This window comes from Halorubrum trapanicum (genome assembly GCF_002355655.1).
Classification (GTDB): Archaea; Halobacteriota; Halobacteria; order Halobacteriales; family Haloferacaceae; genus Halorubrum; species Halorubrum trapanicum_A.
Genome location: NZ_AP017569.1, coordinates 981,545 through 1,003,014, shown reverse-complemented (window position 1 = coordinate 1,003,014; position 21,470 = coordinate 981,545). Strand labels below are relative to the sequence as shown.

The 21,470-nt window shown below is 71.4% G+C and carries 20 protein-coding genes; 5 read left to right on the top strand and 15 right to left on the bottom strand.

Features of this window, described 5'->3' with window-relative positions; all coding sequences use genetic code 11:
- Positions 1-11: 11 nt before the first annotated feature.
- Positions 12-797 carry an aldo/keto reductase gene (locus CPZ01_RS04885; protein WP_096396136.1) on the top strand — a complete coding sequence of 262 codons (786 nt, stop codon included), beginning with the start codon at positions 12-14 and terminating at the stop codon, positions 795-797.
- A gap of 435 nt (positions 798-1,232) precedes the next feature.
- Here CPZ01_RS04885 and CPZ01_RS04880 read toward each other — a convergent pair whose 3' ends face one another.
- Positions 1,233-3,083 (bottom strand): S9 family peptidase, encoded by a 1,851-nt coding sequence (locus tag CPZ01_RS04880; protein WP_096393694.1) that lies wholly within the window; start codon positions 3,081-3,083, stop codon positions 1,233-1,235.
- 216 nt (positions 3,084-3,299) lie between these two features.
- Between CPZ01_RS04880 and CPZ01_RS04875 the strand changes: the two genes are divergently transcribed.
- Positions 3,300-4,349: a glycosyltransferase gene (locus CPZ01_RS04875; RefSeq protein WP_096393693.1), complete on the top strand. Its 1,050-nt coding sequence runs from the start codon at positions 3,300-3,302 to the stop codon at positions 4,347-4,349.
- A gap of 35 nt (positions 4,350-4,384) precedes the next feature.
- Here the strand turns inward: CPZ01_RS04875 and CPZ01_RS04870 are convergent, their stop codons facing one another.
- The 7 genes from CPZ01_RS04870 to CPZ01_RS04840 form a co-directional block, all read right to left on the bottom strand.
- Positions 4,385-5,017 (bottom strand): halocyanin domain-containing protein, encoded by a 633-nt coding sequence (locus CPZ01_RS04870; protein WP_096393692.1) that lies wholly within the window; start codon positions 5,015-5,017, stop codon positions 4,385-4,387.
- Between the two features lie 508 nt (positions 5,018-5,525).
- The gene (mfnA, locus tag CPZ01_RS04865) at positions 5,526-6,617 is read right to left on the bottom strand and encodes a tyrosine decarboxylase MfnA (protein WP_096393691.1); all 1,092 of its coding nucleotides are present in this window, start codon (positions 6,615-6,617) and stop codon (positions 5,526-5,528) included.
- A gap of 75 nt (positions 6,618-6,692) precedes the next feature.
- Positions 6,693-9,068 (bottom strand): phosphoenolpyruvate synthase, encoded by a 2,376-nt coding sequence (ppsA, locus tag CPZ01_RS04860; RefSeq protein ID WP_096393690.1) that lies wholly within the window; start codon positions 9,066-9,068, stop codon positions 6,693-6,695.
- 485 nt (positions 9,069-9,553) lie between these two features.
- Positions 9,554-10,183 (bottom strand): hypothetical protein, encoded by a 630-nt coding sequence (locus tag CPZ01_RS04855; RefSeq protein WP_096393689.1) that lies wholly within the window; start codon positions 10,181-10,183, stop codon positions 9,554-9,556.
- 194 nt (positions 10,184-10,377) lie between these two features.
- Entirely contained in the window at positions 10,378-11,118 is a 741-nt protein-coding gene (locus CPZ01_RS04850; protein WP_231899208.1) for a DUF7344 domain-containing protein, read from the bottom strand.
- Positions 11,119-11,202: 84 nt separating this feature from the next.
- The gene (locus tag CPZ01_RS04845; protein WP_231899207.1) at positions 11,203-11,997 is read right to left on the bottom strand and encodes a hypothetical protein; all 795 of its coding nucleotides are present in this window, start codon (positions 11,995-11,997) and stop codon (positions 11,203-11,205) included.
- Complete coding sequence (locus tag CPZ01_RS04840; protein ID WP_096393688.1) at positions 11,994-12,761, bottom strand: nucleotide-binding protein; 768 nt, start codon at positions 12,759-12,761, stop codon at positions 11,994-11,996. Before CPZ01_RS04840 ends, CPZ01_RS04845 begins: the two co-directional genes overlap by 4 nt.
- A gap of 460 nt (positions 12,762-13,221) precedes the next feature.
- On the opposite strand from CPZ01_RS04840, the gene CPZ01_RS04835 reads away from it, so the two are divergent.
- Complete coding sequence (locus CPZ01_RS04835) at positions 13,222-14,499, top strand: MBL fold metallo-hydrolase (RefSeq protein ID WP_096393687.1); 1,278 nt, start codon at positions 13,222-13,224, stop codon at positions 14,497-14,499.
- 34 nt (positions 14,500-14,533) lie between these two features.
- Here CPZ01_RS04835 and CPZ01_RS04830 read toward each other — a convergent pair whose 3' ends face one another.
- The 7 genes from CPZ01_RS04830 to CPZ01_RS04800 all read right to left on the bottom strand — a co-directional run bounded on the left by CPZ01_RS04830 (position 14,534) and on the right by CPZ01_RS04800 (position 19,895).
- A complete protein-coding gene (locus CPZ01_RS04830; RefSeq protein ID WP_096393686.1) occupies positions 14,534-14,830 on the bottom strand; it encodes a hypothetical protein in 297 nt (98 codons plus the stop codon).
- Between the two features lie 78 nt (positions 14,831-14,908).
- Positions 14,909-15,181: a DUF7385 family protein gene (locus CPZ01_RS04825; protein WP_004596496.1), complete on the bottom strand. Its 273-nt coding sequence runs from the start codon at positions 15,179-15,181 to the stop codon at positions 14,909-14,911.
- Positions 15,182-15,291: 110 nt separating this feature from the next.
- Entirely contained in the window at positions 15,292-16,164 is an 873-nt protein-coding gene (locus CPZ01_RS04820) for an endonuclease V (RefSeq protein ID WP_096393685.1), read from the bottom strand.
- A complete protein-coding gene (locus CPZ01_RS04815) occupies positions 16,164-17,123 on the bottom strand; it encodes a rhomboid family intramembrane serine protease (RefSeq protein WP_096393684.1) in 960 nt (319 codons plus the stop codon). Before CPZ01_RS04815 ends, CPZ01_RS04820 begins: the two co-directional genes overlap by 1 nt.
- Before the next feature lie 489 nt (positions 17,124-17,612).
- The gene (locus tag CPZ01_RS04810; RefSeq protein ID WP_096393683.1) at positions 17,613-18,320 is read right to left on the bottom strand and encodes a type I 3-dehydroquinate dehydratase; all 708 of its coding nucleotides are present in this window, start codon (positions 18,318-18,320) and stop codon (positions 17,613-17,615) included.
- Positions 18,321-18,398: 78 nt separating this feature from the next.
- Entirely contained in the window at positions 18,399-19,373 is a 975-nt protein-coding gene (locus CPZ01_RS04805) for a transcription initiation factor IIB (RefSeq protein WP_004596489.1), read from the bottom strand.
- Positions 19,374-19,559: 186 nt separating this feature from the next.
- Positions 19,560-19,895 carry an AN1-type zinc finger domain-containing protein gene (locus tag CPZ01_RS04800; protein WP_096393682.1) on the bottom strand — a complete coding sequence of 112 codons (336 nt, stop codon included), beginning with the start codon at positions 19,893-19,895 and terminating at the stop codon, positions 19,560-19,562.
- Positions 19,896-20,030: 135 nt separating this feature from the next.
- On the opposite strand from CPZ01_RS04800, the gene CPZ01_RS04795 reads away from it, so the two are divergent.
- A complete protein-coding gene (locus CPZ01_RS04795; RefSeq protein ID WP_096393681.1) occupies positions 20,031-20,828 on the top strand; it encodes a cobalamin-binding protein in 798 nt (265 codons plus the stop codon).
- A complete protein-coding gene (locus CPZ01_RS04790; protein WP_096393680.1) occupies positions 20,825-21,412 on the top strand; it encodes a DUF84 family protein in 588 nt (195 codons plus the stop codon). The genes CPZ01_RS04795 and CPZ01_RS04790 overlap by 4 nt, the downstream gene beginning before the upstream one ends.
- Positions 21,413-21,470 lie beyond the last annotated feature (58 nt).

Below are 21,470 nucleotides of genomic sequence, written 5' to 3'. Positions count from 1 at the left end.
CCCGCAACGGAATGCCCGTCCTCGGGCTCGGAACGTGGGAGAACGACGACCCGGCGCAGTGTACCGAGTCGGTCGCGAACGCGCTTGACGCCGGCTACCGACACGTCGACACCGCCCAGATCTACGGCAACGAGGCGGCCGTCGGCGAGGGGATCGCGGAGAGCGACGTCGACCGCGACGAGATCTTCCTCGCGTCGAAGGTGTGGATCGACGAGCTCTCGCCCGAGGACGTAGTCTCCTCGACCCGCGAGAGCCTCGACAAGCTCGGCGTCGACGCGGTCGACCTCATGTACGTCCACTGGCCGGCCGGGGAGTACGAGCCCGAGGAGACGCTGCCGGCGTTCGCCGAGCTGCGCGACGACGGCCTCATCGACCGCATCGGCGTCTCCAACTTCGAGCCGCATCACCTCGACGCCGCGGCGGACGCGCTCGGCGAGGCGCCGTTCGCGAATCAGGTCGAGATGCACCCGCTGCTCCGCCAGGAGGAGCTGCGCGAGTACGCCGACGCCAACGACGTGGAACTCGTCGCCTACTCGCCGCTCGCCCGCGGGGAGATCCTCGACGACCCCGCGATCGTCGACATCGCGGAGAAGCACGGCGTCAGCGCCGCGCAGGTGAGCCTCGCGTGGCTCCGCGAGAAGGGCGTCACCGCCATTCCGAAGGCGACCGGGATCGACCACATCCGCGACAACCTCGCGAGCGTCGACCTCCGGCTCGACGACGAGGACGTCGCGGCGATCGACTCCCTCGGCCGCACCGACCGCCAGCTCAACCCCGACTTCGGGCCGGACTGGTAAGCGAGCGACGCCTCTTTTAAATAAACGATGCGGTGGCGCGTGCCTGCGAGTGGCCGCCCTCGGCGGCCGCGAAGCAGCACGCGCGAGGGAGTCGGCCGACCGGAGCGAAGCGGAGGGAGGCCGACGAGGCTGGGGAGGTGTGAGGTGCGGTTGCTGTGCGGGCGTGGTGGGACTCAAAGGGGCAGCCGTGAGACCGCAGTAGGCGACGTAAGCACTGGAAGGAGCGAACGGAGTGAGCGACTGAAGCGCGCAACGAGCGTACTGCGGTCTCACGGCTGGGGCTTTGGCGGTGGTCGCCGCCGAGCCACTGTTATCTATTTATAAACGGCTGAGTAGGGGTTTGAAGATATCCGCCGCCGCACTGCGCTCTCTCAGTTATAAATAAAGAACTGTGACCGTTCAGTCAGATTCGAGCCTCCGACCGAACTCCTCGTCTCAGACGTGTTCGGCGAGGAAGTCGACGATCTCGCGGTACGCCTCGATCCGGTTGTCGAGCTTCGCGAACCCGTGCCCCTCGTCGTCGAAGATCAGCTTCCGGACGGGGACGCCCTGTTCGCGCGCCTCCTCGACGATCTGTTCGGCCTCGCCGACGGGCACCCGCGGGTCGTTCTCGCCGTGGAGGACGAAGAGGGGGGCCTCGATCCGTTCGATGTTGTTGATCGGCGAGACGGACTCCAAGAACTCGCGGTCCTCGTCGAGCGAGCCGTACTCGGCCTCGCGCAGCGAGCGCCGCCAGTCGCCGGTGTTCTCCAAGAACGTGACGAAGTTCGCGATGCCGACGATGTCGACGCCGGCGGCCCACAGCTCCGGGTACTCGGTCAGCGACGCGAGCACCATGAAGCCGCCGTAGGAGCCGCCCATCGCGACGACGCGGTCGGGGTCGACCTCGGGGTGGTCGTGGAGCCAGCCGACCCCCTCCCGGATGTCCTTCACCGAGTCCATCCGGTTCTCTACGTCGTCGAGCCCGGAGTACGCCTTCCCGTAGCCCGAGGAGCCGCGGACGTTGGGCTCGAAGACCGCGTACCCGTTGTTCAGGAGGTACTGCGTGACCGAGGCGAAGGAGGGCCGCCGCTGCGACTCCGGCCCCCCGTGGATGTCGACCACGACCGGGTAGCCCGACTCCGGCGGCTCGGTCTCGGGCACGGAGAAGAACGCGGGGATCTCTCGACCAGCGCGAGACGACGTCTCGCTGGCCGACGAACGTCGTTCGTCGACGTCGAAGGTGGGATAGTGAACCAGCTCGCGCTCGACGAACGTGTCCGGGGGGATGCCCGCCGTCGAGGCGCGCGTCCAGCGCTCGGCCTCGCCCGTGGTCGCGTCGACCACGTAGACGTTCGCGTTGTGCGTGCTGCCCGTCGCCGTCACCGCGAACCGGTCGCCGTCGGGGCCGAAGCTCACGCCGCCCGCGACGCCGTCCGGGAGGTCCGGTTCCGGGAACTCGTCGATCCGGTCGGGCGCGACGAGTTCGCCGGCGGTGAGCTCGGTGTAGCCGTCGACGTTCCGGGAGTAGACGAGCCGGCGGGACTCGTCGTCTATCGCGACGCCGTCGACGTTCCACTCGCCGCCGTCGGCGACGACGTCGAACTCGTCGGTCGCCAGGTCGAGCCGCTCTAACCGGAGGGTGTCCGTGTCGCGGTCGGTGACGAGGTATATTCCCTCGCCGTCGGGGCCCCACTCCGGGCCGGAGTAGCGCACGTCGCCCTCGTGGGGCGTGTGGTGGGTGAGGTCGCCGGTCGACAGATCGAGGGTGTACACGTCGTGGTCGAACGAGGAGCGCGCCTCGTGGACGATCAGCCGGTCGTCGCTCGGCGACCAGCCGGCCACCGAGAGCCAGCCGTCCCCCTCGTACACGAGTTCGGCGTCGTCGCCGGTCTCGTCGCGGCCCTGGACGTACACGTCGAAGACGGCCTCGTCGCGGCGGTTCGACGCGAACGCGAACCGGTCGCCCGTCGAGTCCCAGCCGCCCCATCGGTGTTTCGCCTCGGGCATGTCGGTCAGGTTCGTGATCGCGCCCGACTCGTAGTCGAGCCGGTACAGCTGCGCGCGCTCGTTGCCCCCCTCGTCCATGCCGAAGACGGCCTCGGAGCGCTCCGGCGAGGAGTCGACGAAGGAGACGGACTCCTCGAAGAAGGTGTGCTGTTCGGGCCACGACTCCGGCTCGCGGACCGACCACACCTGGCCCGTCCCGGTCGTGTCGAGGAGGAAGGACAGCCGGCCGTCGGGACCGAGGTCGGCGCCGCCCGCGTTCCGGACGTTGAGGTAGCGTTCGATGTCGTACTGTCGCATGCCACTCGGTTCCGCGCGCCCCGTGAAACCGTTTCGGGTGACGGAACCCCGCCCCGGGACGTGTTGGCGCGCGGCCGGGACGTGTTGGCGCGCGACCGGGGCGGGTTGCCGCGCGGCCGGGCGGACTGCCGCGTCGACGCTTCCGCTCGCCGCTCCGGCCTCGCTCCTCCGCGGGATGCCGTGTCTTTTTACCGGCGCCCGCCGTCCGGTCGGCGTATGCGCGTCGCGTTCGTCTCGCTCTTCGCCCCCGGACACGGGGAGACTCCAGCGCGAACGCGAACACTGCGGACCGCCCGCGCGCTCGCCGACCGCGGTCACGACGTGACCTGGCTCTGCGCGCAGTGGTGGGGCGGCGACCACGATTCGTTCTCCGAGGACGGCGTCGAGTACCGGTCGGTCACCGTCGATCCCGCGCCGGTCGCGTTCGCCGCGAAGCTCCCGGTCGCGCTCCGGCGCGTCGGTCCCGACGTCGTTCACGCGGTCAACACCCCGCCGACGCCCGCGCTCGCCGCCACGGTCGCGGGGTCGCTCTCGCGGGCCCCGGTCGTCGTCGACTGGTGGCGCGACCACCCGGCCGACGCCCGCCGCTGGTACCGGCCCCTCGCGCGGCGCGCGGACGCGGTGACTGCCCCCTCCCGGACCACGAAGACGCGCGTCCGCGAACACGGCGCCGACGGCGACGACGTGCGCGTGCTCCCCGAGAGCATCGACTTCGACGCCGTCGAGGCCGCGGGCGTCGACGACCGCTTCGACGCGGTGTACTCGCGGCGGCTCGACCGCCACGCCAACGTCGAGACGTTCCTCCTCGGGCTCGCCGAGCTTCGCGGCCGCGACTGGACCGCCGCGGTGATCGGCGACGGGCCGGAGCGCGGCCGGATCGAGGAGATCGCCCGCGACCTCCGGATCGACGACCGGGTCGAGTTCCTCGGCGACCTGCCGGTCGAGGAGCGGATCCCGGTATTTAAAGGAACGCACGTCGCGGTCGCGACCGCGACGTGGGAGACGTTCGCGACCGACCTGCTGTGGGCGGTCGCGTGCGGCTGCGTCGCCCTCGTCGAGTACCAGGCCGACTCCAGCGCCCACGAGCTCGTCGAGGGGCGCGAGCGCGGGCGGCTCGTGACGAGCCCGGCCGAGCTGGCCGACGAGTTCGTCGCGGTCGGCGACCTCGAACGCCGCGCGGTCGACCGCGAGTTCGCCTCGTTCGACCACGACGCGGTGATCGACCGCTACGTCGCGCTGTACGAGGAGCTCGTCGACGGGGAGTGAGAGCGGACACCGCGAAAGAAATCGGTCGCCGTCCGCTACGCCTGGTCCTGTCCGGTGATCGTGCCGCCGTACTTCATGAAGACGAACGCCAGCCCCAGCGTGCTCACCATCGCGATGAACGTCGCGATCCCGAGCGCGCGGGCGGCGTCCGGGACGAACACCGCGTTCGAGCCGCCGCCACCGCCGGTCTCGACGGTGGCGACGTCCCCGCCGACGGCGAGGCCGCCGTGCATGCCGACCGCGGTGTGGGGGACGCAGTGGTAGTGGGTGATGCCGGCGTCCTCGCCGGACGTCTCGTACTCGTAGGTGGCCCCCTCCTCGCCGACGGGGTTACCGCTGTCGAGGCTCGCTGGGCCGTTGACCGTCTGGACGTTGTGCGAGCCCCCGGCGCCCGTCCACTCCCAGGTGATCGTCGTCCCCTCGTCGACCCACACGAGGGTCGGGTCGAACGCGAGCCCCTGGTCGCCGGCGCCGACCGAGATAGTCACCGAGTCCTGACCGCGGGCGTCGGTGTACGAGCCCACGTTCCCGACGGCGGCGCTCGGCCAGTCGGGTTCCACTTCCTGTGCAGCCGCCGTCCCCGCCGTCGCCGTCGCCGCGCCGGCGGCGGCCGCCGCACCGCCGGCCGTCCGCATGAACGTGCGCCGAGAGACGTCGTCCGAACTCATACGAGGCGGTTCGTGGCGACCCGTAGTGAATATGTTGATCCGAACGCGGGATCACTGTTGAACGACGACCGCCACCGAAGCCCCGGACGCTCGGCTGTACGTGGCTACTTATAAATCGACGATCGACGCGACCGCCACCGAAGCCCCGGACGCTCGGCTGTACGTAATTGCTTATAAACTAACAATCGACGCGACCGCCTCCGAAGCCCCAGCCGCGAGGCGGCCGCACGCTCGCTGCGCTCCTCGTCACTCGCTCCGCTCGTTCCTGCGGTGCTTGCGTCGCCTGCGGCCGCCTCGCGACTGCCCCTTCGAGTCCCTCCCCGCACAGCACCGCCCCGCGCCTCACCCCTCCCCAGCCTCGTCGCTGGCGGCTGGCGCCGCCAGCGACTCCCTCGCGCGTGCTCCTCGCGGCCTCCGCTTCGCTCCGGCCGCTCGGTGGCACGCGCCACCGCTCGGCGTGTTCGTTTATAAGGGTGACTCGCCACCGCGGTCGAGTATTTAAAAGGATCTACCGCCGGATCCGGTCGAGGTCGTCGAGGAACGCCCGCAGCGCCGCCCGCGTCACGTGCGGCATACACACCACGCGGAGCTCTCCCGCGCCGGTCCGCGACACCTTCCAGCCAGCCTCGCGAAGGGCGGCGAACTCGGACTCGGGCACGTCGGCCGCGACGAGCGGGAGTTCGGGCTCGACGGCGTCGTACCCGCGGTCCGCGAGTTCGGCGGCGAGCCAGTCGGCGTTGTCGGCCGCGCGCTCCGCGGCCTCGCGGTAGCCGTCGGGCCACAGCGCGTCCATCGCCGCGGCGGCGCCGGCGACGCCCGCGCCGCTCCGGGTCCCGGTCAGCGTCGCCTGCGACCGGGACTCCAGGTACGGGGTGTCGACCGCGAGCGCGTCGAGCGCGGCGTCCTCGCGGGCCAGCAGACCGCCGGCGGGGACCGGTGCCTGCCCGAACTTGTGGGGGTCGATCGTCAGCGTGTCGACCGGCGCGTCGGCGAACGACCACGCGTGGTCGGTGAAGGGGAGGACGAACCCGCCCCACGCGGCGTCGACGTGGAGCCGCGCGCCGGCCTCCTCGGCGATCGCCGCCAGCTCGGGGATCGGGTCGACCCGCCCGTACTCCGTGCTGCCGGCGACGCCGACGACGAGCGCGGTCGCGTCGTCGACCGCGGCCGCGACGGCCTCGGGGTCGGCCCGGTGGTCGTCGCCGAGGGGGACCGTCCGCAGTTCGACGCCGAGAACCTCCGCGGCCTTGTGAAACGAGAAGTGCGCGCTCGCCGGCGCGACGACGTTGACCTCGTCTCCGCGCTTCGTACTCCCTTCGCTGCGCCGGTTCCGCGCCGACCGCACCGCCTGAACGTTCGCCTCGGTGCCGCCGGAGGTGACGTACCCGGCGGCGTCGGCCGGGGTCGGGTGGGCGGCGAGCGTCGCGAGCCCCTCGACCGCGCGCGCCTCCAGCTCCGCGACCGCCTCGTACGTGGCGGGGTCGCCGGGGTTCGTGGCGAGGAACCGCTCGGCGGCCGCGCGGGCGTCCGGGTGCGGCTCGGTGCACATCGAGGAGAGCACCCGGTCGAACGACTGCGGCTCCGGTTCCGGCTGTCGCATCTGCCCCCCAGTTGCCGCGGACGGCTCTTACCGGTTCCGTTCTCGGGTGCGTCGGGAAACCGACCGCGAGCGGCCTCAGCGGACCGAGTCGAGCAGCAGGCGCTGTTCGGTCCGTTTGACCTCGTGTTGGACGTCGCGGACCGCGTCGATGTTCGCGGAGATGGAGGAGACGCCCTTCTCGACGAGGAACTCGACCATCTCGGGCTTCGAGCCGGCCTGCCCGCAGATGCTGGTGTCGACGCCGAGCTCGCGGCACGTCTCGATCGTGTCGCCGATGAGCCGCAGCACGGCCGGGTGGAGCTCGTCGAACCGGTCGGCGACGTGCTCGTTGTTGCGGTCGACCGCGAGCGTGTACTGCGTGAGGTCGTTGGTGCCGAAGGAGGCGAAGTCGATGCCGGCCTCCGCCAGCTCCTCGATCTGGAGCGCGCTGGCGGGCGTCTCGATCATCACGCCCCAGCGGCGCGCCTCGGGGTCGATCCCGGCCTCGCGCATGTGGTCCGCGATCCCCTCGACGTCCGCGGCGTCGTTGACGAGGGGGAACATCACCTCCAGGTTGTCGTACCCCATGTCGTAGAGGCGCGCGAACGCGGCCAGCTCCTGCCGGAACGGCTCCGGCTTGTCGAGGCTCCGGCGGATCCCGCGCCAGCCGAGCATCGGGTTGTGTTCGGCGGGTTCGCCCTCGCCGCCCTCCAGCTCGCGGAACTCGTCGGTCGGCGCGTCGATGGTCCGAACCCGGACCGGTCGGGGGTAGAACTCGTCGGCGACGCGGCGGACGCCCTCGATCAGCTCGTCCTGATACGCGCGGGCGCCGTGGTCGTTGATGTACTTCTCGGGGGTCTTCCCGAGCGAGAGCACCATGTGCTCGATCCGGAGCAGCCCCACGCCGTCGGCGCCCGTCGCCGCGGCGCGCTCGGCAGCCTCCGGGATCGAGACGTTCACCTTCACCTCCGTCGCCGTCATCGGCTTGACGGGTGTCTCGGGGCGCGCGGCCTCAACCGGCTCGAACTCCTCGCCGGACTCGGCCGACTCCGACTCGCCCGCGCGGATCGTCCCCTTGTCGCCGTCGAGGGTCACCTGCTGGCCGTCTTCGAGGACGCGGGTCCCGTTGCCGGTGCCGACGACCGCGGGGACGCCGAGCTCGCGGGAGATGATCGCCGCGTGGCTCGTCATTCCCCCCTCGTCGGTGACGATGCCGGCGGCGCGTTTCATCGCGGGCACCATGTCCGGCATCGTCATCTCCGTCACCATCACGTCGCCCTCCTGGACTTGGTCGAGGTGGTCGAGCTTGTGGACGAGCCGGACGGCCCCGGAGACGACGCCCGGGCTGGCGCCGAGCCCGTCGACGAGGACGTCCGCGTCGTCCCCGCCGACCGTCCCGCCGTTCGGGCCGCTTCCCGGCGCGCCCCCGGCGCCGTCGGCGGTCGTCGCGCCCGCACTCTCTCCGCCCGCGGCGCCCCCGCCCGCGGCGTCGCCGCTCGCGCCCGCCTCGTCGCCGGCGTCCTCCCGGATCGTCGTGATCGGGCGCGACTGGAGCATATATATCTCGCCGTCGTAGATCGCCCACTCGACGTCTTGGGGCGAGCCGTAGTGCTCCTCGACCCGCTCGCCGAGCTCGACGAGATCGCCGATCTCGGCGTCCGAGAGCACCCGCTCGTGTCGGCGGTCCTCGCCGACGTCGAGCTGGACCGTCTCGCCGGTCTCCTCGTCTTTCACCATCTCGACCTTCTTGTCCGCGACGGTGACCGCGTCGACCTCGCCGCGCTCGCGGTCGTAAACGTAGTTGTCGGGGGAGACGGTGCCGGAGACGACCGCCTCGCCGAGCCCCCACGCGGCCTCGATGGTGACCTGCGGCTCGCCCGTCGAGGGGTGGCTGGTGAACATCACGCCGGACTTGTCGGCGTCGACCATCCGCTGGACGACGACCGCGATGTCGACCTCGGCGTGCGGGAACCCCCGCTGCTGTCGGTAGTAGATCGCGCGCTGGGTGAAAAGCGAGGCCCAGCACTCCTTCACGCGCCGGAGGAGGTCGTCCTCGCGGACGTTGAGGAACGTCTCCTGCTGGCCGGCAAAGGAGGAGTCGGGGAGGTCCTCGGCCGTGGCCGAGGAGCGCACCGCGACGAACGCCTCCTCGCCGTCCTCGGCCATCGCGCGGTACTGCTCTACGATCTCCTCGCGCACCTCTTCGGGGAACGGCGTGTCGAGGATGAGTTCCTCCGCGCGCGCCTCGGCCTCGCGGAGCGCCGCGGAGTCCTCGGGGTCGACGTCGACCGCGTCGAACAGCTCGTCGTCGATCCCGGCCTCCTCGATGAAGGTGCGGTACGTCCCCGCGGTGACGGCGAACCCCGGCGGCACCGGGAGCCCAGCACCGATGAGTTCGCCGAGCGACGCGGCCTTTCCGCCGACGGTCCCGACGTCGTCGGCATCGACATCCTCCAGCAAGAGTACTGCCATTCGTGTACCCGGAGGATCCGCGAGGCGACGTATGAAGGTTCCGGCGGCCGCAACGCTGAATAAAAGATTACTCGCCGCCGAGTTGTCTCCGTTCGTCGCGGTCGCCGTTCCCGGTCCCTTCACCAGCGAGGGGGAGGCCTGCGTCGGTTGTCGCCGGATCGGGCCGATGGCAGGCGAGGGCTCTCCACAGCTCGAACGCGATGCGCGGCGCTGCCGATACCCGGCGCCTCCGGTACGACCACGAGTGGGATCGGTGCCGCGACGAACGGGTCTCGGCCGCGAACGAAAACGAGGGCCGAAGGTCGGGGACAACGAACCGAAACGCGGTTCGTACAACGCAGTAATCGAGGGATCCGCCTATACTTACCTCCCGTTTCGGGATTAGGTCCCGTAACTTGTTACCGGATCTGTAACACTTCGGCTTGGTCGACTCAGACCACGACCCGCTTGGCCCGCACCGCGACTCGGTCGACCGCCCTCCCCGATCAGTCGTCGCTCAGTCGCCGCCGCTCGTCGCGCAGGAGCCGCTCCCAGAGGCGGAACAGGACGCTGTCGAGGTCGTACGCCTCGTCGACGCGGCTGACCCAGCGGTCGTCGGCGAACAGGTGACGCTGGAACCGCCGCACGTCGGGCGAGAGGCGGTCGCGGTCGCCGCCGTAGTACGACAGCGACTCCTCGCGGGTCCGCGCGACGAGGTCGGCGGGGACGTCGATCCCGTCCGCGGCTGCGACGTGCTCGAACCACTCCAGGTGGAGCAGCGAGTCGGCGAGGAGGAACCGCTCGCGGAAGCCGTCGACCCGCGACAGCGCCGGCGCGCCGTCGATTCGGACGTCGGTCGGGCGCGAGAACCGCGGCGCGGTCACCGTCACGCCCGCCTCGTCGGCGACCGCGCCGGCGACCCGTCGCAGCCGCCAGTCGCCGTACCGGACCGGCGCGATCAGCGCGAGCTCGTACCAGGTCGGCAGCCACTCGCAGTACGGTTCCGAGAACGCGCCGTCCGCGAGCAGCGTCGCCGCCACGGAGCGCGCCTCGGCGGGCGTCAGCTCGTCGGGGGCCGTCCGGAGCCGGCGGACGATCCGGTCGTCGTCGAGTCCGTCGACGCCGGGAAAGCCCATCCCCGCCGCGACGCCGGTCGTGTACGCGCGGCCGGCGGCGTACCAGGCCGCGAAGTCGGCGGGCGCGGTCAGCCGCAGGAGTCGAAGGACCGTGATACGGGACGGAGGAGACGGGCGGAAATAACCGTTCGGTCTGGGTGCGTCGGCCCGACCGGCCGTTCGACCCGGTACGTCGACCCGGCGGAGCCGTCCCGTCAGCCGTCGACGCGGGCCAGCGCGTCGCCGAGCGAGACGCCGTGCTCCGAGCGGGCGGCGACGGCGTACACGACGCCGGCGGCGACGGCCGCGAAGGCGACGGCGAACGCGACGCCGGCGAACGAGAGCGGGCCGAACACCGGGAGCCCGAGGGCCCACGCGCCGAGGACGACGCCGGCCGCCAGCGCGAGCGCGCCGAGGGCGGTCCGCTCGACGTTCGCCGTGTCCGGCTCGATTTCGATCACGAGCTCGTCAGGGAGGTCCGAGGTCAGCCGAACCGTCCCGTCGCGGCCGTCGAACTCGACCAGCCCGGCGTCGGCCATCTTCGGGCAGTGGAACTGCCGCAGCGACGTGTACACGCTCTTGCGCTGGTCGTAGTCGACGTCCTCGGGGTCAACGCCGTTCTCCCACGCCGCGATCTGTCTGGAGGCGTCCGAGAGCGCCGCCTCCGCCTCCTCCGTGCGGAGGTGCCGCCACAGGAGCCGCCGCCGTCGGTTGCCGAGCAGCTCCAGGAGCTCGTTCGCGCAGACCCCGTCGTCGGCCTCCGCGTCTCGGTCGTCGGTCGACCCGTGGTTCCTTCGATCGCCGGCCGATCCGTCGCCCTCCCCGCCCTCGCCACGTTCGGGCCCGTCGGCGCGACCGGTCGCTCCGGCGTCGGATCCCGCGTCTCCGGCGTTGAGCGGCCCCTCGCTCTCCCCGGTCTCTCCGTTCCCCGCCTCGACTCCCTCTCCGGTTGACATGTTATCTATTCACATAACCTGCGTTCAAAAAATTACCGGCGAAATGAGCGTTTTTAACGCGCGTCGAATTCTCGCGCCCGGCCTTCAGCCAGCGGACCCGCCGTCAAACGGTCCGGAACGGGTCGCGGAATCGAGGGACTCGCGTTCTTCGGCCCCTCCGTCGGCGGCGCTCTCAGCGCCCTCGACCGCGCCGCGGTTCGCGTCCTCGTCCGTCCCGGATCCGGGCCCGACCGCCCCGCCGGCGTCACCTTCATTCCGGTCGCTCGGCCCGTCGAGCGCGTCGTCGAGCCCCCACTCGGCCGCGCGGTCGCGGGCCTCCGAGCGGGCCTGCTCCCGGATCGCGTCGATCCGCTCCTCGTCCGCGAGGAAGGCGGCGACGGCGTCGTCCTCGCCGTCGATGTCTCGCAGCCGCTCGTCGGGCGCCGCCTCGCGGGTCCGCTCGGCGAGGGCGGCGTCGTCGGCCAGCTCGGTCGCGGCCGCGTCGGGCGCGACGCGCAGCGCCTCCTCCTCGTGGGCCGCGGCCAGTCCGCTCGCGTCGACGGCGTACAGCTCGACGCGGTAGGGGCCGGGGACCGCCAGCTCCGCGAGCGCGTCCGGGCCGCCGCTGTCCGTCACGGTGTTGTACGCCAGCACGGGCACGCCGTCGTCGAAGGTGATGACGCCGCGGGCCTCGCCGGACAGGAGCAGCGTCTCCTGCGGGACCAGCGTCGCGTAGCCGGTGAGGTCGCGGTCCAGCGCGCGCGACAGCGTCGTCCCCACGTCGGAGACCACCCGCGAGCGCAGCAGCGTCCCCCGCGGGATGGTGAGCGCGGCCGACTCCGAGCCGTCGCCGCCGGGGCTGTCGCCGTCCGAGCCGTCGCTCTTCGGGTTCCCGCTCATGGCGTGTCGGGGACGACCGCGCTGCGGAACCGGTCCGCCACCGCGTCGCCGTCGCCGTCGCGCACGTCGAGCCGGTCGGCGGCCCGCCGGTAGCGCGCGGCGGCCTCACTCTCCGGGGCGTGCGCGAGGAGGGGCTCTCCCGCTCTGCGCGCCGCCCGGACGTCGTCGCTCTCGGGGACGTTCGCGAGGACGGGGCCGCCGAAGTGGCGCTCCGCCTGCGCGGCGACGTCGTCGGCCTCGTCCCGGACCTTGTTGAACAGGACGCCGGCGGTCTCCGTGCCGTACGAGCGGGCGTACTCCTGGACCTTCAGGCCGTCCGAGAGCGCGGGGATGGTCGGCTCGACGACGACCACGACGCGGTCGGCCAGCACGACCGGGAGCACGGCCGACTTCGAGCCCAGCGCGGCCGGCGAGTCGAGCAGGAGCACGTCGGTGTCGCGCGCGAGTTCCGCAACCACGTCGCGGAGGCGCTCCGGCTCCGCGGCCTCGAAGCCGGCGAGCGAGGTGCCGCAGGGGACGACCGAGAGCCCGAACCGCTCGTAGACGGCCTCGCTCACGTCCGTCGCGGTGCCCTCGACGAGCAGGTCGTGGAGGGTGACCGCCGCGTCGTCGAGCCCCGCGTGAAAGAGGAGGTTCGCCATCCCGGTGTCGGCGTCCACGACCGTCACGTCGTGGTCGGCCGCGAGCGCCATCCCGAGCGCGAGCGTGCTCGTCGTCTTCCCCGTGCCGCCCTTTCCGCTGGCGACCGCGAACGCCTCGACCATACGCCCGCTCTCCGGCCGCCGCGAATAAAACCTATTCATCGCGGTCGCGGCGGAACCGACCCGTTAGCAGTCGCGGTGGCGCGTGCCTCCGAGTGGCCGCCGGAGGCGGCCGCGAGGAGCACGCGCGAGGGAGTCGCGAACGCCCGCAGGGCGTGAGCGACGAGGCTGGGGAGGTGAGAGGTGCGGTTGCTGTGCGGGGCGGGACTCAAAGGGGCAGCCGTGAGGCGGGCGCAGGCGACGAAAGGACCGCAGGAGCGAACGTAGTGAGCGACGAGGACCGCAGCGAGCGTGCGCCCGCCTCACGGCTGGGGCTTTGGCGGTGTTCGTCGTCGATCCACAGTCGACTATTTATAAGCGAGCCGCTGGAGGGGACCCGTACGCAGCGCCGATCTCGCCGCCGACGATTCTCCCCTCCCTTCGTCCACCGAGCGCTTTTGCTCACGCGGAACAATACTCCGGTATGGTCGAGACGATAGCCGCCGACGAGTTCCGCGACAGGATCGACGCGCGGCGGCGCGGCGACCGGGATTTCACCGTGGTCGACACGCGACCCGAAGAGAGCTTCGAGGGGTGGCGCGTGGCGGACGCGATCCACTACTTCTACAAGCCGTTCCACGAGTTCGACCTCGACGACTTCGAGCACGAGACCGGCCTCTCGCCCGACGACACCGTCGTCACGATCTGCGCGAAGGGGAAGGCCTCGGAGGACTTCGCCGCCGAACTCGACGCGGCCGGGTACGACGACGTGGTCGTCGTCGCCGACGGCATGCGCGGCTGGTCGGCCGTCTACGACCGAACTCCCGTGCCGCTCCCAGACGCGTCCGACGCTGCCCCGCCGTTCGACGTCGTCCAGGTCCAGCGCCGCGCGAAGGGGTGTCTGGGGTATCTCGTAGTCGGCGGACGCGAGGCGGGCGAGGCGGACCACGTTCCCGCCAACCCTGACGAGGGCTCCGACCGCGTCGCAGTCGCTGTCGACGTCTCCAGACACGGCGACGAGTGGGTCGAGGCGGCCGCCGAGTACGACGCGTCGATCGCGGCCGTCCTCGACACGCACGTCCACGCGGACCACCTCTCGGGTGGCCGGGCCCTCGCGGACGACCTCGGGGTGCCATACTACCTGCCCGCCGCGGCCGCCGAACGCGACGTGGCGCACGCCTTCGAGCCGATCGGGCGCAACGAGACGCTCGACGTCGGCGGCGTCAACCTGAAGGCGCTCGCGACGCCCGGCCACACCGACGACGGGGCGAGCTACCTCGTCGGCGACGCGGCGGTCCTCACGGGCGACACGCTGTTCACGAATAGCGTCGGGCGGACGGAGCTCCAGTTCTCCGCGGGCGGCGACGAAAACGAGTCAGAGTCCGACGCCGCGGGCGCCGCCCGTCGCCTGTACGACTCGCTTCACGGGACGCTGCTCGCCCAGCCGGACGGTGTCGTCGTCTGCCCCGGGCACTTCGCGGTCGCGAACGACGGGACGACCGGCGACGTCGTCCCGGGCGAACCCGTCTTCACGACGGTCGGAGCGGCACGACGCGAGATCGAGATACTCGGCCTCGACGCGGCCGACTTCGTCGAGCGGATCACCCGGACGCTCCCGGAGAAGCCGCCGAACTACGAGTCGGTGATCGCGGCCAACCGCGGCGTCGAGTCGCCGCCGGACGAGACCGCGGCGATCCAACTCGAACTCGGGCCGAACCGCTGTGCTGCCGAGCCGGACGCCGGGTCCGCTGCGGACGACTGAAGCCGATCCGCACCACTGAGCGGCCGATAGGGGGCTATCGGTCGTCCGGTCGGTCGTCTCCACCGGTCGCGTTGTCTCGATCGGTCGCGTCGTCTCGGTCGGCTTCCAACTCCGCCACGCGCTCGCGGAGATCACTCCGGTCCCGGGCGAGCGAGTTGACGGTCGCTTCGAGGTCGGCGATACGGCTCGTGAGATCGAGGTACGCGTAGCCGGCGAACAAGCCGACGACGAGGCCGATGACCCCGCCGATGAGGAACCCGATGAGCGTCGTGACCGACATGAAGAGCGCATCGGCGATATCCTCGGCGCTGATGGGGAGGGCGAACGGCATACGCCCGCTGGTACGTGATTCCTGAAAAGGGTTCTCACCGTTCTGTCCGACTCGCTACCGCCTGACTCGCCCCCCGACTCACTCGTCGTGGATGAAGACGAGCCGCTTCGACTCCGTGTTGACGAGACAGAGGTCGATCCCGTCGCGGGTCGCGCCGATCTGCTGCCAGCCGTGATCGCTGACGAACAGCGTCTGGAAGACGCCGCGGTCGCAGTCGGGGTTCGGACAGCCGACGCCCGCCGCGTTCTTGTAGACGGTCGTCCCTCCGCCAGAACTCTGTCGCACTAGCCCGTCGGTCAGCGACCGGAACTCCTCGGCGGACATCGGACTCTCCGCGTCGTCGTCTCCCATGCGTTCGCGTTCGCAGTCGATCGTATAAAAATCGCCTGCCCGTGGCAACTGGTGGCACAGAAGCGATGCCACGCCGACGCCGCCCCTCGCCCGTTGCCGCCGCACGCGTCTCACTCCGCGTCCCGCTTCACCGTATCGGCGTACGCGTCCGCGAGCCGCGTCGGCTCGGGAAGCTTGTATCTCGCACACAGCGCCGCGACGAACTCGACCGCGGTCGCCGCCGACACGCGGTGGCCGGGGCTCACGTACAGCGGGTTCACCCGTTTGCTGTTCGGGTACTGCCGCGACTGGAACGCGTGGCCGATGACGGTTCCCGGCTCGGCGGTCGTCACCGCGTCGTCCGCCCGGATCGGCGTCCGCCAGCCCTCGGGCCGCTCGCCCGTCGATTCGTCGGGCTCGCCGCAGAGGAGGCGCTTCGCGACGCCGACGCTGGGCACGTCGCGGAGGACGCCGACGTGCGTCGCGAGCCCGGCCTCCCGGTAATGGATGCGGCCCGAACCGTCACAGACCAGCAGGTCCGGCTCGGCGTCGAGCGCGTCGAGCGCGGCCAGTATCGGCTCCCCCTCGCGGAACGCGAGCAGGCCCGGGACGTAGGGGATCGACAGCGGCGTCGTCGCGCTCGCGTACTCGACCACGGTCCCGCCCCGGAGCGCGACCGCGGCGGAGACGGCGGCGTCGGGGCGGTCCTCGCCGCGGTCGGTGAGGAACGCCTGGTCGACGCCGACGACGGTCGGGGCGTCGGGATCGGGCGTCGTGTCGGCGCTGCCCCCGTCGTCGCCGGTCCCCAGCCGCTCCTGCGCGTCGTCGCGCGCCGGCGGCAGGCCGTCCGCGAGCGAGGCCGCCTCGTCGACCGCGATCGCGGACGGGTCGAGCGCGTGGTCGTCGTCGAACGTCGCGGCCGCCGCGATCTCGCGCTGGAGCGCCTCCATCTCGTCGCGCGACAGCGACGGATCGGGTCGGAGGTCGGGCCGCGCGAGGTCCATCAGCGCCGCCCGCCGGGGCCGCCCGGCCCACCCGGACCGCGCGGGCCGCGCGCGCCGCCCATCGAGACGCCGCCCATGCCGCCCGCGGAGCGCGCGAGCCCCTCGTTGCGCTTGCCGAACGCGAGCCCGATCGCGAAGCCGATCAGGTGCGCGAGGTGCGCGATGCCGCCGACGCCGCCGGTGCCCGTCGTGACCACCAGCGCCGCGGAGACGATCGCGATCCCCCACGTCAGGTACTTGATTTTCATCGGGATCACGAAGAAGAGGAGGACCTGCATGTTCGGCCGCCAGACGGTGAGCACGCCGAGGATCGCGAAGCCGGCGCCGCTGGCGCCGAGCACGCCCGTCGGCGGGGCGTTCGTCGCGATCGCGAAGAGGACGTGGCCGAGCCCCGCGGCGATCCCCGCGCCGAAAAAGAACCCGACGAACTTCTTCGACCCGACGGCGCGCTCGACGAGCGGGCCGAAGAACAGGATCACGATGCTGTTGCCGATTATGTGGAACAGCTGTCCGGGGGCGTGCGAGAACACCGAGGTCACCCACGTCCAGACGTTCGCGATCGCCTCCGACCGGAGCACGAACAGCGTGTTGTGGAGCGCCTCCCCACCGACGAACAGCGCGATCCACTGCGCGACGAACGTCACCCACATCGCCAGCAGGATGGCGTACGTCGCGTTGTTGCGGAAGTACCCCAAGACGCCGCCGGTGCCGGTCTCGCGGTCGATCCGACCCTTGACCCGATCGAGGACGCCCGCGCCGTCCCCGGCGTCGCCGGCGGGCCCTCCCTCGACGCTCTCGTCGAAGCCGCTGTCGAAGACGCCGCCGGGGTCGTCCCACTCGGCGAGGCCCGGACAGTCGTGGTTCTCGGGCAGTCGGTGTTCGGCACAGAACGTCTGGCCGCACCGCTTACACTGGTACGGGAGGTTCTCGTACTCCCCACACACGTCGCACGTCGCCATTGGCGTGTGTTACGGGGGCGGTCGTAAAGCGGTTTGGCTCTATACGTGGTTTCTTCTGCGACGGACGGCGGCTCTAGTAATGGTTTATAAATGGCACTTGATGGCATCACGGTGGTGGATTCCTCCAAAGCCCCAGCCGCTCGCTTATAAATAGCCGACTGCGGATCGCCGGCGGACACCGCCAAAGCCCCAGCCGCGAGGACTCGCGCGGCTCGCTGCGCTCCTCGGTCGCTCACTTCGTTCGCTCCCTGCGGTGCTTGCGTCGCCGTGCTTCGCCCTCGCGGCTGCCCCTTTGAGTCCCACCCGACCGCACAGCGACCGCACCTCACACCTCCCCAGCCTCGTCAGTCGCCTCCGCCTCGCTCCGGCGACTGACTCCCTCGCGCGTGCTGCTCGCGGCCTGTCGGCCGCTCGCAGGCACGCGCCACCGCACCGTCTTTACTTATAAATAGTCGCCGAATCCGCGGCCAATCGCTTATAAATAGCCAGTCACTCGTCAGCTTCGCCCTCTCTCAGCCCGTCGACCAGCTCTCTGAGCGTCGCGAGCGGATACTGGCCCGGTGCGGTCGCGTTCGCGGGGTCGACGGGCGCGTAGCCGATCTTCGAGCCGTAGAGGGGCGTGACCGCGCGGGTGTGCCGCCCCGGCTCGCCCATACACACCGTCGCGACGCGGTGGCCGGCGGCGGTCGCCTCGTGGGTCGCCTCGATCATCGCGAGCGCGTCGGCCGGCGCGGTCGCGGTCGTCGCCAGCTTCCCCACGTCGCCCTCGCTCGCGGCGTCGGCGAGCAGGTCGACGAGCGCGGCGGGCTCGGGCGTCGACTCGAAGTCGTGGACCGAGGCGATCACGTCGACCCCCGCCTCGCGCGCGGCGTCGCGCAGCGCGGTCGCGTGCGACTCCTCAGCCGGGTCCGGGCGCGTCCCGCGCAGCGCGGCGAGCTCGACGTCGACCGCGGCGACGGTGTCGCGCCCGATCGCGTCCGAGAGCGCGTCGTAGCGGCCCAGCCCGTCGGCCTCGCCGCCCTCCCACGACGCCCGGTTCGTGACGACGAGCGGGAGCTCGCCGTCGTACGCGTCGAGCTGGGAGAGCGGGGAGTTTGCGAGGTCCATCCGGAACTCCACGGCGTCGGCGTCCTCGCGGGCGCGCGGCTCCTCCGTGAGGTCGGCCGTGCTCGCGGCGAGGACGAACTCCTCGAACATACGCGAGGCTTCCGCGGGCGGGAACTTATGTGTGTGCGTCCGGGCGGACCGAACTCCGTGCGAGAAATACCGGTCGGCCTACGCGACGAGGCCGTCCTCGGCCTCTAACAGCTCGTGGTACCGGTTCCGGATGGTGACCTCGGAGATGTCGGCGACCTCCGAGACCGCGGCCTGTGTCGTCTTCTCGTTGGTGAGCAGCGCGGCGGCGTAGACGGCGGCCGCGGCGAGGCCTACGGGCGACTTGCCCGAGTGGACGCCCTTCTCCTTGGCGTTGCGCAGGAGGCTCTTCGCGCGCATCTCGGACTCCTCGGAGAGCTCCAGGTCGGAGGCGAATCGGGGGACGTACTGCTCGGGGTCGGCCGGCTTCACTTCGAGCTTCAGCTCGCGGACGACGTAGCGGTACGTCCGCGCGATCTCGGCCTTCTCGACTCGCGAGACGTCGGCGATCTCGTCGAGGCTGCGCGGGACGCCGGCCATCCGGGCGGCGGCGTACACGCAGGAGGTGGAGACGCCCTCGATGGAGCGGCCGGGGAGGAGGTCCTCGTCGAGCGCGCGGCGGTAGATGACGCTCGCGGTCTCGCGGACGTTGTCCGGGAGCCCCTGTGCGCTCGCCATGCGGTCGATCTCGCCGAGCGCCTGCTTCAGGTTGCGCTCCTTCGAGTCGCGGGTGCGGAACCGCTCGTTCCACTTGCGGAGCCGCTGCATCTTCTGGCGCTGGCGCGCGCCGAGCGAGCGGCCGTACGCGTCCTTGTCGCGCCAGTCGATGTTCGTCGAGAGCCCCTTGTCGTGCATCGTGTTCGTGGTCGGGGCGCCGACGCGGCTCTTCTCGTCCTTCTCGCGGGAGTCGAACGCGCGCCACTCCGGCCCGCGGTCGACCGAGTCCGCCTCGACGACGAGCCCGCAGTCGCTGCAGACCGTCTCGCCGTGCTCCTCGTCGTTGATGACGTGGCCCCCGCACTCCGGGCAGCTGAGCGTCTCGTCGGTGCTCTCCGATTCCTCCTCGTTCGTCTCCGTTCGGGAGCGACTCCCCCGTGTGTGTAGTCGTTCACTCATAGCTCGGTTGCCCCCGGAAACTGAAACTGCCCGAGAGCGATCTTGGTTTACCGTCGGCGGAACACAACTTAAAACGACCGGAACGTGTCGCTCGAATCCCGACGAAAGGACACGATCTATCACGCGTTTTCGGCGATAGTGGCTACGGTTCGAACCACCCCTCGGGTTCCCCCCGACGGCACGAATCTACCACGGGAGTAGCCGCCGCCACCAAGACTCTGACTCCTCGTCGTCCTGTTCGGCCGGATCATCGCGGGCGATAGACCCGTCGAGGGCGACGTCCGGAGACGACTGACCGGTCTCGGTCGGCGTCGTTCCCATCGTCGTCACGTCTTCCGAGTCCATCGGCTGCGGACCTCGATCCTCCGGATCCTCGTCCGCAGCGAGCCGTTCACCGGAACAGCCGTGATTTTCCGGGAGACGATGGTCGGAACAGACCGGATCACCGCAGTAGGCGCACCGGTACGGCATCCCGTCGGTGTTCGCGGACGACCCGCAGACGATACACTGTCCGTCGGTCATACGGTCGCCTCTCGGTCGTGTTCACTTAGTTGTGTTCGCCGCCCCGCACGTCCCAGTGATTGACGCGTTTCGCCCGCCCGACTTCCGGGAACGGCGACCGAAACCGTTGACACGCTCGCGGCCGGATCGAACGCCATGTCTTCGCCCCGCGTCGTCTCGCTCGCGCCGAGCGCGACCGCGACGGTCGCCGCGCTCGGCGGGGCCGACCGCCTCGTCGGCGTCACCGCCCACTGCGACCTCGCCGAGGACCCCGACGCCGGGTCCGCGCACGGCGAGGAGTCCCCGACCGTCGTCGGCGGCTGGCTGAACCCCGACCTCGACCGGGTCGTCGACCTCGACCCCGACGTCGTCCTCACGAGCGACGGGCTCCAGTCGGGCCTCGCCGACGACTGCCGCGACCGCGGCCTCGACGTCGCGCACCGCGAGCCGTCGACGCTGGACGACGCGGTCGAGGGGTTCGCCGCACGCGGGACCGACGTCGGCCGCCCGGACGCGGGCGAGCGGCTCGCGGCCGACGCGCGCGACCGCCTCGACCGGATCGCCGACGCCGTCGCCGACCGCCCCCGTCCGACCGTCTACTGCGAGGAGTGGTCCGACCCGCCGATGGCGGCCGGCAACTGGGTCCCGGACGCAGTCCGCGCCGCGGGCGGGCGCTATCCCTTCGTCGACCCGGGCGATCGCTCCCGCGAGGTCGACCCCGCCGCCGTCGAGCGCGCCGACCCCGACCACGTCGTCGTCCACGTCTGCGGGCACGGCGACCGCGTCGACCCCGCGACCGTCGCCGAGCGCGACTGGGTCGACGCCCCCGTCCACGTCCTCGACGACTCCCTCCTCAACCAGCCGAGCCCCGCGCTCCTCGACGGGGTCGAGCGGCTGGCTCGCTCGCTCCATCCCGACGCGTTTTCGGCCGCGGGCGACGACGACCGCGTATGACGACCCTGCGAGTCGGCGTCGGCAGCGGCAACCCGGTGAAGCGGCGCGCGGTCGAACTGGCGCTCGGATCGGCGGCGGACGACGACCTCCCCGGCGACCCGACCGGCGTCGCGGTCGAGTCGGTCCCCGTCGACTCCGGCGTGAGCGAGCAGCCGACGGGCCACGCGGAGACGATTTCGGGCGCCGAGAACCGAGCGGCTGCGGTCCTCGAAGCGGAACCGAAAGGCGGCGCCGACGCGCCGGGCGACGGGGCGACGTACGACATCGGCGTCGGCATCGAGGGCGGCGTCGCGGCGTTCGACGGGGCCGACGACCTGTTCCTGATCATGTGGGCGGCGGTGACCGACGGCGACCGCGTCGGCCGCGCCGCCGGCCCGAGCCTCGCGCTTCCGGCCGACGTCGCCGCCCGCATCGACGACGGGGAGGAGCTCGGCCCGGTGATGGACGACCTCCTCGACACCGACGGCGTCGCGAAGCGCGGCGGCGCGGCCGGCGCGCTCACGAACGGCCGCGTCGACCGCGCCGAGGCGCTCGCGGCCGGTGTGAGCGGGGCGCTCGGGCCGTTCGTCACCGGGCTGTACTGACCCCGGCGCGGCGGCAGCGCCGCGCCGGTGCCGCCGCGCCGGCGTCGCGGTTCGAAGG

Excerpts from the sequence above, each read along its gene's own strand:
- CPZ01_RS04810 (WP_096393683.1), bottom strand. The coding sequence starts at position 18,320 with ATGTTCGAGGAGTTCGTCCTCGCCGCGAGCACGGCCGACCTCACGGAG.
- CPZ01_RS04885 (WP_096396136.1), top strand. The coding sequence starts at position 12 with ATGCCCGTCCTCGGGCTCGGAACGTGGGAGAACGACGACCCGGCGCAG.
- CPZ01_RS04795 (WP_096393681.1), top strand. The coding sequence starts at position 20,031 with ATGTCTTCGCCCCGCGTCGTCTCGCTCGCGCCGAGCGCGACCGCGACG.
- CPZ01_RS04870 (WP_096393692.1), bottom strand. The coding sequence starts at position 5,017 with ATGAGTTCGGACGACGTCTCTCGGCGCACGTTCATGCGGACGGCCGGC.
- CPZ01_RS04850 (WP_231899208.1), bottom strand. The coding sequence starts at position 11,118 with ATGTCAACCGGAGAGGGAGTCGAGGCGGGGAACGGAGAGACCGGGGAG.
- CPZ01_RS04820 (WP_096393685.1), bottom strand. The coding sequence starts at position 16,164 with ATGGACCTCGCGCGGCCCGACCTCCGACCCGATCCGTCGCTGTCGCGC.
- CPZ01_RS04815 (WP_096393684.1), bottom strand. The coding sequence starts at position 17,123 with ATGGCGACGTGCGACGTGTGTGGGGAGTACGAGAACCTCCCGTACCAG.
- CPZ01_RS04830 (WP_096393686.1), bottom strand. The coding sequence starts at position 14,830 with ATGCCGTTCGCCCTCCCCATCAGCGCCGAGGATATCGCCGATGCGCTC.
- CPZ01_RS04835 (WP_096393687.1), top strand. The coding sequence starts at position 13,222 with ATGGTCGAGACGATAGCCGCCGACGAGTTCCGCGACAGGATCGACGCG.
- CPZ01_RS04800 (WP_096393682.1), bottom strand. The coding sequence starts at position 19,895 with ATGACCGACGGACAGTGTATCGTCTGCGGGTCGTCCGCGAACACCGAC.
- CPZ01_RS04840 (WP_096393688.1), bottom strand. The coding sequence starts at position 12,761 with ATGGTCGAGGCGTTCGCGGTCGCCAGCGGAAAGGGCGGCACGGGGAAG.
- mfnA (WP_096393691.1), bottom strand. The coding sequence starts at position 6,617 with ATGCGACAGCCGGAACCGGAGCCGCAGTCGTTCGACCGGGTGCTCTCC.
- CPZ01_RS04790 (WP_096393680.1), top strand. The coding sequence starts at position 20,825 with ATGACGACCCTGCGAGTCGGCGTCGGCAGCGGCAACCCGGTGAAGCGG.
- CPZ01_RS04855 (WP_096393689.1), bottom strand. The coding sequence starts at position 10,183 with ATGGGCTTTCCCGGCGTCGACGGACTCGACGACGACCGGATCGTCCGC.
- CPZ01_RS04875 (WP_096393693.1), top strand. The coding sequence starts at position 3,300 with ATGCGCGTCGCGTTCGTCTCGCTCTTCGCCCCCGGACACGGGGAGACT.
- CPZ01_RS04845 (WP_231899207.1), bottom strand. The coding sequence starts at position 11,997 with ATGAGCGGGAACCCGAAGAGCGACGGCTCGGACGGCGACAGCCCCGGC.
- CPZ01_RS04805 (WP_004596489.1), bottom strand. The coding sequence starts at position 19,373 with ATGAGTGAACGACTACACACACGGGGGAGTCGCTCCCGAACGGAGACG.
- CPZ01_RS04825 (WP_004596496.1), bottom strand. The coding sequence starts at position 15,181 with ATGGGAGACGACGACGCGGAGAGTCCGATGTCCGCCGAGGAGTTCCGG.
- ppsA (WP_096393690.1), bottom strand. The coding sequence starts at position 9,068 with ATGGCAGTACTCTTGCTGGAGGATGTCGATGCCGACGACGTCGGGACC.
- CPZ01_RS04880 (WP_096393694.1), bottom strand. The coding sequence starts at position 3,083 with ATGCGACAGTACGACATCGAACGCTACCTCAACGTCCGGAACGCGGGC.